The organism is Amycolatopsis nivea, assembly GCF_004522235.1.
Classification (GTDB): domain Bacteria; phylum Actinomycetota; class Actinomycetes; order Mycobacteriales; family Pseudonocardiaceae; genus Amycolatopsis; species Amycolatopsis nivea.
In genome coordinates this window covers 73529-86539 of record NZ_SDLT01000036.1, presented here as the reverse complement: position 1 = coordinate 86539, position 13011 = coordinate 73529, and the positions used below count along the sequence as shown (strand labels likewise).

Below are 13011 nucleotides of genomic sequence, written 5' to 3'. Positions count from 1 at the left end.
CGGATCAGCGGAAGTCGCGACCGAAGTCGTAGTCGTCCAGCGGAACCGCGGCGCCGGTGCCCGAACCGAACACGTCCGGGGTGTAGTAACCGTCGTCGTAGGACGGGATCGCGTACGCCGCGACCCGCGCCTCCTCGGTCGGCTGCACCTGGATGTTCCGGTACTTGTTGATGCCCGTACCGGCCGGGATGAGCTTACCGATGATGACGTTCTCCTTGAGGCCCACGAGCTTGTCCGAGCGGCCGTTGATGGCCGCGTCGGTCAGGACGCGCGTGGTCTCCTGGAACGAGGCCGCCGACAGCCACGAGTCCGTGGTCAGCGACGCCTTCGTGATGCCCATCAGCACCGGACGGCCCGAAGCCGGCTCGCCGCCCTCGGCGACCGCGGCCCGGTTCGTCGCCTCGAACTTCGTCCGCTCGGGCAGTTCGCCCGGCAGGAAGTCCGTGGCTCCGGAGTCGATGATCGTCACGCGGCGCAGCATCTGCCGCACGATGACCTCGATGTGCTTGTCGTGGATCGACACACCCTGCGCCCGGTACACCTTCTGGACCTCGTCCGTGAGGTGCATCTGCGCTTCGCGCGGGCCCATGACGCGCAGGACCTCGTGCGGGTCCGGCGTGCCCTCGAGCAGCTGCTGGCCGACGTTGACGTGGTCGCCGTCGCCCAGCGGGCCGTTCGGGGTGTTCGCGAGCCGCTGCCGCTTGGACAGCTTGTCGAAGACGATCTCCTCCGACCCGTCGTCCGGGATCAGGGTGATCTTCCAGAACCGCTCGCTCTCCTCGATCCGCACGCGGCCGTCGACGTCCGCGATCGGAGCCTTGCCCTTCGGCACCCGAGCCTCGAAAAGCTCGGTGACACGGGGCAGACCGGTCGTGATGTCGTCACCGGCGACACCACCCTGGTGGAACGTACGCATCGTCAGCTGCGTGCCCGGCTCACCGATCGACTGGGCGGCGACAATGCCGACCGCCTCGCCGACGTCGACGAGTTGGCCCGTCGCCATCGAACGGCCGTAGCAGGTCGCGCAGACACCGACCGCCGACTCGCAGGTGAGCACCGAGCGGACCTTCACCTTCGAGATGCCGCTGGAGAGCAGCTTCTCGATGGCCGGGTCGCCGATGTCGTCGCCCGCGTTCAGCACGACGTTGCCCTTGGCGTCCACCGCGTCCGTCGCGAGGTTCCGCGCGTACACGGAGGTCTCGACGTGCTGGTCGCGCACGACCTTGCCGTCGCCGAGGTCCTCGCCGATCGGCATCATGATGCCGCGCGTGGTGCCGCAGTCGATCTCGCGGACGATGACGTCCTGCGAAACGTCCACCAGACGACGGGTCAGGTAACCCGAGTCCGCGGTACGCAGCGCCGTGTCCGCCAGACCCTTCCGGGCGCCGTGCGTGGCGATGAAGTACTCCGCCACCGACAGGCCTTCACGGAAGTTCGCCTTGATCGGACGCGGGATGTACTCACCCTTCGGGTTCGACACCAGACCACGCATACCGGCCAGCGAACGGACCTGTGTCATGTTGCCGGCCGCGCCCGACTTCACGATCATGGCGATCGGGTTGTCGTCCGGCAGCGCCGTCTCCATGATCTTGTGGACCTCTTCGGTCGCCTGCGTCCACACCTTGACGAGCTCGTTGTTGCGCTCGGCGTGGGACAGCTGACCGCGCTGGTACCGCTTCTCGACCTGGTCGGCCTTGCCCTCGTACTCGTCGAGAATGGCCTTCTTGCCGACCGGGGTCAGCACGTCCGAGATCGCGACCGTGACGCCCGAGCGGGTCGCCCAGTAGAAACCGGCGTCCTTGAGCTTGTCCAGCGTCTGCGCGACCTGCGTCATCGAGTACCGCTCGGCGAGGTCGTTCACGATGGCCGCCTGCCGCTTCTTCGGCATCGGCTCGTTGATGAACGGGTAGTCCGCCGGCAGCAGGTCGTTGAACAGGACGCGGCCCAGGGTCGTCTCGGCCAGCCACGGCTTGCCCGGCTCCCAGCCCTTTTCCGCGAGCGCCGCCTCGTCGGCCTTCGCGGGCTGACGGTCGGTGACGCGGATCTTGACCGGGGCGTGCAGGCTCAGCGCCTTGCGGTCGAACGCCATGATCGCCTCGGCGGGCGACGAGTACGCGTTGCCCGCGCCCTCGGCGTTCTCGTTCAGCCGGGTCAGGTGGAACAGACCGGTGACCATGTCCAGTCGCGGCATGGCGAGCGGACGGCCCGACGCCGGCGACAGGATGTTGTTCGCCGACAGCATCAGGATCCGGGCCTCGGCCTGCGCCTCGGCCGACAGCGGCAGGTGCACCGCCATCTGGTCGCCGTCGAAGTCCGCGTTGAACGCTTCGCAGACCAGCGGGTGCAGCTGGATGGCCTTGCCCTCGACCAGCTGCGGTTCGAAGGCCTGGATGCCCAGCCGGTGCAGGGTCGGCGCACGGTTCAGCATCACCGGGTGGCCGGTGATGACCTCTTCGAGCACGTCCCACACCTGCGGCCGCGAGCGCTCCACCATCCGCTTGGCGGACTTGATGTTCTGCGCGTGGTTCAGGTCGACCAGCCGCTTCATGACGAACGGCTTGAACAGCTCGAGCGCCATGTCCTTCGGCAGACCGCACTGGTGCAGCTTCAGCTGCGGACCGACGATGATGACCGAACGGCCCGAGTAGTCGACGCGCTTGCCCAGCAGGTTCTGGCGGAACCGGCCCTGCTTGCCCTTCAGCAGGTCGGACAGCGACTTCAGCGGCCGGTTGCCCGGGCCGGTGACCGGACGCCCGCGGCGGCCGTTGTCGAACAGCGCGTCGACGGCCTCCTGCAGCATCCGCTTCTCGTTGTTGACGATGATCTCGGGCGCGCCGAGGTCGATCAGCCGCTTGAGCCGGTTGTTCCGGTTGATCACGCGGCGGTACAGGTCGTTCAGGTCCGACGTGGCGAAGCGGCCACCGTCGAGCTGCACCATCGGGCGCAGGTCCGGCGGGATGACCGGGACGGCGTCGAGCACCATGCCGCGCGGGTCGTTGCCGGTCGCCTGGAACGCGGCGACGACCTTGAGCCGCTTCAGCGCGCGGAGCTTCTTCTGCCCCTTGCCGTTGCGGATGGTGTCGCGCAGGCTGTCGGCCTCCGCGGCGACGTCGAACTCGGTCGCCAGCTTCTGGATCGCTTCCGCGCCCATGCCGCCGGTGAAGTACTCGCCGTACCGGTCGATCAGCTCGCGGTAGAGCAGCTCGTCGGCGATCAGCTGACGCGGCTCGAGCTTCGTGAAGGTCGTCCAGACCTCCTCGAGGCGGTCCAGCTCGCGGCCGGCGCGGTCGCGCAGCTGGCGCATCTCGCGCTCGCCGCCCTCCTTGACCTTGCGGCGCACGTCGGACTTCGCGCCCTCCGCCTCCAGCTCGGCCAGGTCGGCTTCCAGCTTCTGCGCACGGGCCTCGATGTCGGCGTCGCGCTTCGTCTCGAGGTTCTTGCGCTCGACGCCGATCTCGTTCTCGAGGGTCGGCAGGTCGTTGTGCCGCAGCTCCGTGTTCACGCCGGTGATCACGTAGGCCGCGAAGTAGATGATCTTCTCGAGGTCCTTGGGCGCCAGGTCCAGCAGGTAGCCGAGGCGCGACGGAACGCCCTTGAAGTACCAGATGTGGGTGACCGGCGCGGCCAGCTCGATGTGGCCCATCCGCTCACGGCGCACCTTGGCGCGAGTGACCTCGACGCCGCAGCGCTCGCAGATGATGCCCTTGAACCGGACGCGCTTGTACTTGCCGCAGTAGCACTCCCAGTCCCGGGTCGGACCGAAGATCTTCTCGCAGAAGAGCCCGTCCTTCTCCGGCTTGAGGGTCCGGTAGTTGATGGTCTCCGGCTTCTTGACCTCGCCGAAGGACCACTGACGGATGTCGTCGGCAGTAGCAAGACCGATCCGGAGTTCGTCGAAGAAGTTGACGTCCAACACGTCTTTTCTTCCCTCTTTCCTTGAGGATTAAAGCCTTTGTGGCCCCGGGATCAACCGCACCTCAGGGGTACCGTGACGGCAGCCGGCCACGGTACCCCTCCCAGCGCGACGGTCCTCGAAAACGCGACCACACTTGGAAATGCCGGAGAGGCGGGCTAGTGCACGACGTCGTCCACCGAGGGCGACTCGTTGCGGGACAGGTTGATGCCGAGGTTCGCCGCTGCGCGCTCGAGGTCCTCGTCGTCGGAGTCGCGCATCTCGATCGCCGCGCCGTCGCTGGAGAGCACCTCGACGTTGAGGCACAGCGACTGGAGCTCCTTGAGGAGCACCTTGAACGACTCCGGGATGCCCGGCTCGGGGATGTTCTCCCCCTTCACGATCGCCTCGTACACCTTGACGCGGCCGACCACGTCGTCCGACTTGATCGTGAGCAGTTCCTGCAGCGTGTAAGCCGCGCCGTAGGCCTGCATCGCCCAGCACTCCATCTCGCCGAAGCGCTGGCCGCCGAACTGCGCCTTACCGCCCAGCGGCTGCTGGGTGATCATCGAGTACGGGCCGGTGGAGCGGGCGTGGATCTTGTCGTCGACCAGGTGGTGCAGCTTCAGGATGTACATGTAGCCGACCGACACCGGGTACGGGTACGGCTCGCCGGAGCGGCCGTCGAACAGCGTGGCCTTGCCGTTCTCCTTGACCATGCGCTCGCCGTCGCGGTTCGGCTTGGTCGCCCCGAGCAGCCCGGTGAGCTCCTCTTCCTTCGCGCCGTCGAACACCGGGGTCGCGGTGTTCGTGTTCGGCGCGACGTCGTAGAGCTCCTCGGACAGGTTCTTCGCCCAGTCCGGGTTGCCCTCGATCGTCCAGCCCTGCGAGGCCAGCCAGCCGAGGTGCAGCTCGAGGATCTGGCCGATGTTCATCCGTCGCGGCACACCGTGGGTGTTCAGGATGATGTCGACCGGGGTGCCGTCCTCCATGAACGGCATGTCCTCGACCGGCAGGATCTTGCCGATGACACCCTTGTTGCCGTGCCGGCCGGCGAGCTTGTCGCCCGGCTGGATCTTGCGCTTCTGGGCCACGTAGACGCGGACCAGCTCGTTGACGCCCGGGGGCAGCTCGTCGTCGTCCTCGCGGGAGAACACCCGGATGCCGATGACCTTGCCGGTCTCGCCGTGCGGCACCTTCAGCGAGGTGTCGCGGACCTCGCGCGCCTTCTCGCCGAAGATCGCGCGGAGCAGGCGCTCCTCCGGGGTCAGCTCGGTCTCGCCCTTCGGCGTGACCTTGCCGACCAGGATGTCGCCGTCGCGGACCTCGGCGCCGATGCGGATGATGCCGCGCTCGTCGAGGTCGGCCAGGACCTCCTCGGAGACGTTCGGGATGTCCCGGGTGATCTCCTCGGCGCCCAGCTTGGTGTCGCGGGCGTCGATCTCGTGCTCCTCGATGTGGATCGACGTCAGCACGTCGTCCTGCACCAGGCGCTCGGAGAGGATGATCGCGTCCTCGTAGTTGTGGCCCTCCCACGGCATGACCGCGACGAGAAGGTTCTTGCCGAGCGCCATCTCACCGTTCTCGGTGGACGGGCCGTCGGCGATGACCTGGCCCTGCTCGACCCGGTCGCCCTCGTTGACGATCGGCCGGTGGTTGAAGCACGTGCCGTGGTTGGAGCGGCGGAACTTGTACAGTCCGTAGCTCTTCCGCGTGCCGTCGTCGTGCATGATCGTGATGATGTCCGCGGACAGCTCCTCGACCACGCCCGCCTGCTCGGCGACCAGGACGTCCCCGGCGTCGACCGCGGCGCGCAGCTCCACGCCGGTGCCCACGTACGGAGCCTGGTTGCGCAGCAGCGGAACAGCCTGCCGCTGCATGTTCGCGCCCATCAGCGCGCGGTTCGCGTCGTCGTGCTCCAGGAACGGGATCATCGCGGTGGCGACGGAGACCATCTGCCGCGGCGACACGTCCATGTAGTCGATCTCGAGCGGGTCGATCAGCTCGACCTCGCCGCCCTTGCGGCGACCGAGGACCTTCTCTTCCTCGAAGTGCCCGTCGTCGGTCAGCGGCGCGTTGGCCTGCGCCTTGACGTAACGGTCTTCCTCGTCCGCGGTCAGGTAGTCGACCTGGTCGGTGACCTGGCCCTCGACGACCTTGCGGTACGGCGTCTCGATGAAGCCGAACGGGTTGACCCGCGCGTACGAGCACAGCGAGCCGATCAGGCCGATGTTCGGGCCTTCCGGCGTCTCGATCGGGCACATCCGGCCGTAGTGCGACGGGTGGACGTCGCGGACCTCCATGCCGGCGCGCTCACGGGACAGACCGCCCGGGCCGAGGGCCGAAAGACGACGCTTGTGCGTCAGGCCCGACAGCGGGTTGTTCTGGTCCATGAACTGCGACAGCTGCGAGGTGCCGAAGAACTCCTTGATCGCCGCGCCGATCGGGCGGATGTTGATCAGGGTCTGCGGCGTGATCGCCTCGACGTCCTGCGTGGTCATGCGCTCGCGCACGACGCGCTCGGTGCGGGAGAGGCCGACCCGGATCTGGTTCTGGATCAGCTCGCCGACGGTGCGCAGGCGGCGGTTGCCGAAGTGGTCGATGTCGTCGGTCTCGACCGGCACCTCGACGCCGGCGGAGCTCGTCATCTTGTCCTCGCCGGCGTGCAGCCGGACCAGGTACTCGATGGCCGAGACGATGTCCTCTTCGGTCAGCGTGCCGGTCTCGTACGGGGTGTCGAGGCCCAGCTTCTTGTTGACCTTGTAGCGGCCGACCTTGGCCAGGTCGTAGCGCTTCGGCTTGAAGAACAGGTTCTCCAGCAGCGTCTGCGCGCTCTCCTTCGTGGGCGGTTCGCCCGGGCGCAGCTTGCGGTAGATGTCGAGCAGCGCCTCGTCGGTGCCCGCGGTGTGGTCCTTCTCGAGCGTGGCCAGCAGCGTCTCGGAGAACGAGAAGCGCTCGCGGATCGCCTCGGTGGACCAGCCGAGCGCCTTCAGCAGCACGGTGACCGGCTGGCGGCGCTTGCGGTCGATGCGGACGCCGACGGTGTCGCGCTTGTCCACGTCGAACTCGAGCCACGCGCCGCGGCTCGGGATCACGCGCACGCTGAAGACGTCCTTGTCGGTCGTCTTGTCGACACTGCTGTCGAAGTACACGCCCGGAGAACGCACCAGCTGGGACACGACGACCCGCTCGGTGCCGTTGATGATGAAGGTGCCCTTGTCGGTCATCACCGGGAAGTCGCCCAGGAAGACCGTCTGGCTCTTGATCTCGCCAGTGTTGTTGTTGACGAACTCGGCGGTGACGAACAGCGGGGCCGCGTACGTCATGTCCTTGTCCTTGCACTCCTCGATCGAGGCCTTGACCTCGTCGAAGCGCGGAGCGGAGAAGGAAAGGGACATCGAGCCCGAGAAGTCCTCGATCGGCGAGATCTCGTTGAGGACCTCTTCCAGACCGCCGACCGGGTTTTCTTCGCCTTCGTTGACGCGGCGCTCGAACCACGCCTCGTTGCCGGTGAACCACTGGAACGACTGGATCTGGACGTCAAGCAGGTTCGGGGTGGAGAGTGGCTCGCGGATCTTCGCGAAGGAGACCCGCTTGGGCGCTCCGGGGATTCCCGTGGCCTGCGCGCGGGATTCAGCCGAGGTGGTCGCAGCAGTGGCCTGGTTCGCGGGAGAGACTGCCAAGATGCGTCCTTCCGGGGACAATGAGCGGTGAGCAGCCGCGATGGCAACAGCTGTCGCGGACTGTCAGGGGTGCCGTGTGCCCACTATCCTAACTACCGGCTCCGGGCAGCCTGAAAGAGGGCAGCGCAAAGAAGCAGTCTAGCCCCGATGACGCGGTCTGTCCAGGGGGCGCTCCCGACGGGGCCCAGCCTGCATCGCGTCACCTTGGGGCAGTGCGTCTCCCTGAGCCTCACTGCGTCCTTCCGGCTCCCGGTTCGCCCGGGTTTTCGCGCCCCTCCCGCAAGGTTCGCGTTCCCCGGCCGTGACCGTTGGCAGTAAGCGTGAACCCACGCGGCTTTGGAGTCAAGATGCCGCGCGGCTCTCCCGCCGGTTGGCGCAGCGTCGAACCCGGACAGCACAGGGTGACCGATCCGGCCGCGGTCCCGGTTACCGCCGGGTACTCCGGGACGGCCGCGCAGGTCGGCCGGACAGCGACGCAGGTGGGCGGCCTGCGCACGGTTTCGGCGGCGGTTTCCGCATCGGCGCGGCGGGCGCGGGATGGATCACATTCCGCGAGTGGCCGGATGCTTCGCGGCGGACGAAAACAGGGGAACTTCGGGCAGCTCGGCACCCGATTCCGGGTCCCCCGGACAGGGGTTGCGCACGCCCGGAAGCGACGCTTGGCAACGGATGCGTCCCGGTGATCAACTGGGCGGGCCCGAACTCCCGGAGGTGCGCACGATGCCCGGACCCGACGCGTCGCTTCCCGACCTGGTCCTGCGCAGGCTGGCGATCAGCGAACAGGTCGCCGCCGCGAAGTTCGGGGCCGGGCGGCCGGTCGACGATCCCGTCCGCGAGCAGCGGGAGCTGGCCCGCGTCCGGGTGCTGGCCCGCGAAATCGGCCTCGACCCGGATCTCGCCGCCGGGTTCCTCTCGGATCAGATCGCCGCCAGCAAGCAGGTCCAGCATCGGCTCTTCACGCACTGGAGCGCGCATCCCGGCGACTTGCCCGAGGGCGGTCCCGACCTGTCGGTGCTGCGGGCCGAATTGGACGGTCTCACGGTCGCTCTGCTGGACCGGCTGGCCGCGACCGGCTCGGAGGCCCTGGAGCCGCCGGAGAGCCCGGATGAGCTGCAGGAGCCGCTTCGGACGGCGTTCCGGACGCTGGCACGACAACGGCCCGCCCCCGGAGGTTCCGGGAACGGGCCGTGACGACTGCTCAGGACGCTTACTTCGACGGCGGAGCCGAAGCGGGCGCGGACGGCGCGGGGGCGCCAGCGGCCGGTGCGGCGGCCTTGTAGGTGTCCATGTCGGTGATCTTCCACGTGTTGCCCTGCAGCTGGGCGTCCACGTGCATCTGCGCCGTGCCCGCGGCGGTCTGCTTCGTGTCCGCGCGCGTCGACGTCTGGTCGATGAACAGCATCACCCTGGCGAGGTCGCCGTTCAGCCGGATCACTGCGCTGCGGGTGACCTTGCAGGTCACGACCACCTTCTGCTCCGGAGCCAGCTTCTTGACCTGGCCCATCAGCGCGTTGTAGCTCGTCTTGACCTGGTCGGTGGCGAGCAGCTGGTTGGCCGCGTCCTCGGTCTTCTTGATGTTGTTGAAGTCGTAGGAGAACAGCGTCTCGATGGCCTTCGAGACCTGGTCCTTGACCTGCGCGGTCTTCGCCACGTCGAGCACCGCGCGGTTGCTCGTCGAATCGGCCGCGTCCGAGCCCTTGACCTGGAAGATGACCGCCGCGGCGACCAGTGCCAGCCCGACCACCAGCAGCAGCGCGACGCGCACGGTGTTGCGGCTGACCACGGACCGCTGAGCCGGTACCTCGGCGGCTTCCTCCGCCCGGGCCTTGGTCTCGGCTTCCTCGACGTCCGAGGGCTTCTCCGAGCCGGTGTCGCGCTTCTTGCGCCGCGGGCTCGGCCGGGCCGGTTTCTCGTCCTCGACGGTCTCGCCGGTGAGCGCGTCGACTTCTTCGGCCGGGGCTTCTTTGGTTACCCCGGAGACCTCGGCGGCGTCTTCCTCGACAGCGGTCTCCGCGACCTCGGCCGAAGCAGGCTCGGTCTCGGTCGAAGCGGGCTCGGGGTCGGCCGGGCGCACCAGGCCGCCGCGGGGAATCCGCAGCTCCTGGGTCACCTCGGCCGGATCCGCGTCGGGGAGCGGCCGCGGCCGGGGGCGCGGCTTGGGCGAGGCCGCCGGCGCCGCCGGGTCCGACGGCTTGCGCAGCCCGGCGACCTTCGGCTTGCGAGCCGGTGGCGTGCTGCTGCTGCGCGGTGGCTGGCGACGGGAGGGGGGCACTGCGGAACTCCGATCTGCGGGTGAAGCTACTTGCCGGCGGCGACGAGCGGCACTTGGTCGATCCCGGACAGCTTCCACTTGCCGTCGACCCGGGTCATCTGGACCTCGAGCCGCAGCGCCTTGGTGGCGTTCTTCCCGCCCGCCGAGGTGTCCGTGCTGATCGCGGCCAGGAAGCTGGCCTTGCCGTCGTGGTCGTTCAGCTCCTCGACCGCGATGTCCTGGATCGTGGTGGTGACCTTGACCTTCTGGTCGGTCAGCGCCTTCGAGTAGTTCGGCTGGGCCTGCTCGATCTGCTTGGCCATGTCGTCGCTGGAGACGTCCTTCTGCTGCTGGAAGTACGTGTCCAGGTGCTGGTAGTCGACCTGGGTGTAGGCCAGCACCGCCGCGGTGCCGTCCTTGAGCACGTCGTCGCGCGCCGAAGCCAGATCCCGGTCGCCGTCCATCTCCGCGACCAGCCACATGATCCCGAACACGATCGCCACCACCAGCGCGGCGAGAGCGAACGCCCCGGATCCGAACAGCCACACCCGCGGCGATCCGGGAAGCGTCCACTTTTCCTTCGCCGCCACCGCCGTTGCCGGTTCGGGCGTATCAGCGGTCACCTCTTCCTCGGCGACCGCGTGCTCGGCACTCATAACACTCCAGAGTAGGTAACAGTCATCAAATCCCGGTCAGCCGAGTCCCAGCAGCGAGCCCATGCTGTTCAGGGACACCCCGGGGCTGCCGACGACGCCCGGCACCTGAGCGTCGCGCTGCTCCTGCAGCTGCTGCGCCGGCCGGTTCTGGTTCGCCGCGATGTCCTGCTGCGACGGCTGCACCGGCACGCCGTTGTACGGCGCGTTCTGGGAACCCCGGACGTTGATCGGGCTGCCCTTCGGCTCGGCACAGTAGGCCTTGTCGTCCTCGGGCCGGGGCGAGGTGTCCGAACCCGGACGGTACTGGCTGTAGGGCAGATAGCCCTTCGTGCACGACGGCGGGTTGAACAGGTTCAGCACCAGGCCGAGGTGCGCGGTCCCGTCGCCGGGGGCCACCGACGGCGCGGCGGCCGCCAGTGCCGGATAGGTCACCAGGCCCTGTTCGAGGCCGTCCAGCCGGGTCACGGTCAGGTTGGCCGTCGTCAGCAGGTTCGCGGTCAGCGCGCCGAGACCGGGCCCGGTCTCCTTGAGCACCTGGCTGATCTGGGTCGCCACCTGCGGGGTGACGCCGATCAGCTTGCGCAGGTCGCCGTCGGAATTCTTGAGCGTCCCGCTGAGCTGGTTGAGGCTCTTGGAGAAGGACGCGAAGTTCGACGCCTCGTCGTTCTGCGTGTCCAGCACCTGGCCGCCTGCCTGCAGCAGCTGCACGGTCTGCGGCAGGTACTGCTGCGCGGTGGTGGTGAAGCTGCGCGCGGTGTCGAGCAGCTTCTGCAGGTCGCCGCCGGTGCCGCGGAACGCGTCGTAGGACTCGTCGACGACCTTCCGCAGCGCGTCGGTCGGCACCGAGGCCGACAGCGAGTCGAGGTCGCCGAGCAGCCGGTCGGTGCTGACCGGGGTGCTCGTGCGGGCGGCCGGGATCACCGAACCGCTCGCGAGGTACGGGCCCTGGTCGTTCTTCGGCCGCAGGTCGACGTACTGCTCGCCGACCGCGGACCGGTTGGCGACGACCGCGTCGAGGTCGGCGGGCACGCGCGGGGCCGACGGGTCGATGTTCAGGTCGGCCTCGAGCCCGCTCTGGGTCAGCCGCAGCTGCCCGACGCGGCCGACGTTGAAGCCGCGGTAGGTGACCTCGGCGTTGGTGAAGATCCCGCCGGATTCGTTGAGCTGCAGCTTGACCGTGTACCCGCTGCTGCCGAACACCGTGCCGAGGCCGGCGAACCGGATCAGCGCGTACACGATGGCCACGACCGAGATGATGGCGAAGACCACCAGCTGGATTTTCGTCCTGCGCAGCAACATCAGCCAGCACCTCCGGAAAGCACCCCGAACAGGCCGGACAACCCGCTCTGCGACGGCTGCCCGCCGCCCTGGCCGCCGGTCGAGGACGGAGCCTGCTGCTGTTGCTGCGCGGGCTGGCTGCCCGGGAACGACAGCGGCGGCGGCTGGTTCGCGGGCGAGCCTTCGACGCCGCCGGTCAGCCCCGGCGCGGGAATGAGCCCGTTGAGCCCGTTCTGCCTGCTGCGGCCGAGGTTGTCGATGACGTCCTTGAGGTTCAGGTCGACCTTGGCGAACAGGTTGAAGTAGTCGCCCTTGACGTCGTTGTAGGCCTGGTCGGTGAACGGATAGGTCAGCAGGATCTCCAGCGCCTTCGGCAGGTCGCTGCCCGCCTCGCCGAGCTTCTGCAGCGTCGGCGTGAGCGCCTTGAGGTCGGCGACCAGGTCCGCCTTGCTCTTGTTGACCGTGTCGGTCGCGACGCCGGAGAGGTTGTTGAGCGCGTTCAGCATGGTCACCAGCTGGCCGCGCTGCTGCTCCAGCACCCCGAGCCCGGGCCCGAGGTTGTCGACCGCGCCGACCAGCTTGTCCTTCTGGTCCCGCAGCGTCATGGACAGCCGGTTGAGGCCGTCGAGCGCGCGGGTGATGTTGGCCGACTGGTTGTCGAGGTTGGTGACCAGCTCGTTCGCGTTGGCCAGCAGCGCCTTGATGTCCGGCTCGCGGCCGGCGGTGGCGTTGTTGAGTTCCTTGGTGATCGTGTTGAGCTGCTCCACGCCGCCGCCGTTGAGCAGCAGGGACAGCGCGCCGAGCACCTCCTCGACCTGGACGTCGCGGCCGGTGCGCGCGAGCGGGATGGTCGCCCCGTTCGCCAGCTGCCCGGTCGCCTCGTCGCCGCCCGGCGAGGCCAGTTCGACGTACTTCTCGCCGAGCAGGCTCGACTGCTTCACGTTGGCCATCGCGTTGGCCGGCAGCTTGACGTCGCCGTTGACCTCGACGGTCACCTCGGCGTGCCAGCCGTCCGGCGTCAGCCCGATCGACTTGACCTGCCCGACCGGCACCTCGTTGACCTTCACCCCGGACTGCGGGACGAGGTCGAGCACGTCCTTGAACTGGATCTTCAGCGTGTACGGGTGGCTGCCGAGGTCGGCCCCGCCGGGCAGCGGGACGTCGTAGACGCCGTTGAACGCGCAGCCGCTCAGCACGAGCGCGGACACCGTGGCGAGCGCTCCGCCCGCGGCGAACTTCGTCAGTCGCTTC

At 68.4% G+C, this 13011-nt stretch carries 7 protein-coding genes; 1 reads left to right on the top strand and 6 read right to left on the bottom strand.

The features are described 5' to 3' along the window. Positions 1–4: 4 nt before the first annotated feature. Complete coding sequence (locus tag EIZ44_RS33420; RefSeq protein ID WP_037816286.1) at positions 5–3916, bottom strand: DNA-directed RNA polymerase subunit beta'; 3912 nt, start codon at positions 3914–3916, stop codon at positions 5–7. A gap of 155 nt (positions 3917–4071) precedes the next feature. Beyond that, complete coding sequence (rpoB, locus tag EIZ44_RS33415; protein ID WP_134733106.1) at positions 4072–7575, bottom strand: DNA-directed RNA polymerase subunit beta; 3504 nt, start codon at positions 7573–7575, stop codon at positions 4072–4074. Between the two features lie 720 nt (positions 7576–8295). Between rpoB and aroQ the strand changes: the two genes are divergently transcribed. Then, entirely contained in the window at positions 8296–8766 is a 471-nt protein-coding gene (gene aroQ, locus EIZ44_RS33410; RefSeq protein WP_134733104.1) for a gamma subclass chorismate mutase AroQ, read from the top strand. A gap of 16 nt (positions 8767–8782) precedes the next feature. On the opposite strand, the gene EIZ44_RS33405 is transcribed toward aroQ, so the two are convergent. Genes EIZ44_RS33405 through EIZ44_RS33390 form a run of 4 tightly spaced genes read right to left on the bottom strand, consistent with a single transcriptional unit; the run spans position 8783 to position 13004 of the window. After that, on the bottom strand, positions 8783–9847 hold the full coding sequence (locus tag EIZ44_RS33405; protein ID WP_240691484.1) for a hypothetical protein: 1065 nt from the start codon (positions 9845–9847) through the stop codon (positions 8783–8785). Positions 9848–9873: 26 nt separating this feature from the next. Beyond that, positions 9874–10482: an Rv1363c family protein gene (locus EIZ44_RS33400; protein WP_043827673.1), complete on the bottom strand. Its 609-nt coding sequence runs from the start codon at positions 10480–10482 to the stop codon at positions 9874–9876. A gap of 36 nt (positions 10483–10518) precedes the next feature. Further along, complete coding sequence (locus EIZ44_RS33395) at positions 10519–11781, bottom strand: MCE family protein (protein WP_043827674.1); 1263 nt, start codon at positions 11779–11781, stop codon at positions 10519–10521. After that, positions 11781–13004, bottom strand: coding sequence for an MCE family protein (locus EIZ44_RS33390; RefSeq protein ID WP_037816463.1), 1224 nt, complete (start codon positions 13002–13004; stop codon positions 11781–11783). Before EIZ44_RS33390 ends, EIZ44_RS33395 begins: the two co-directional genes overlap by 1 nt. Between the last annotated feature and the right edge of the window lie 7 nt (positions 13005–13011).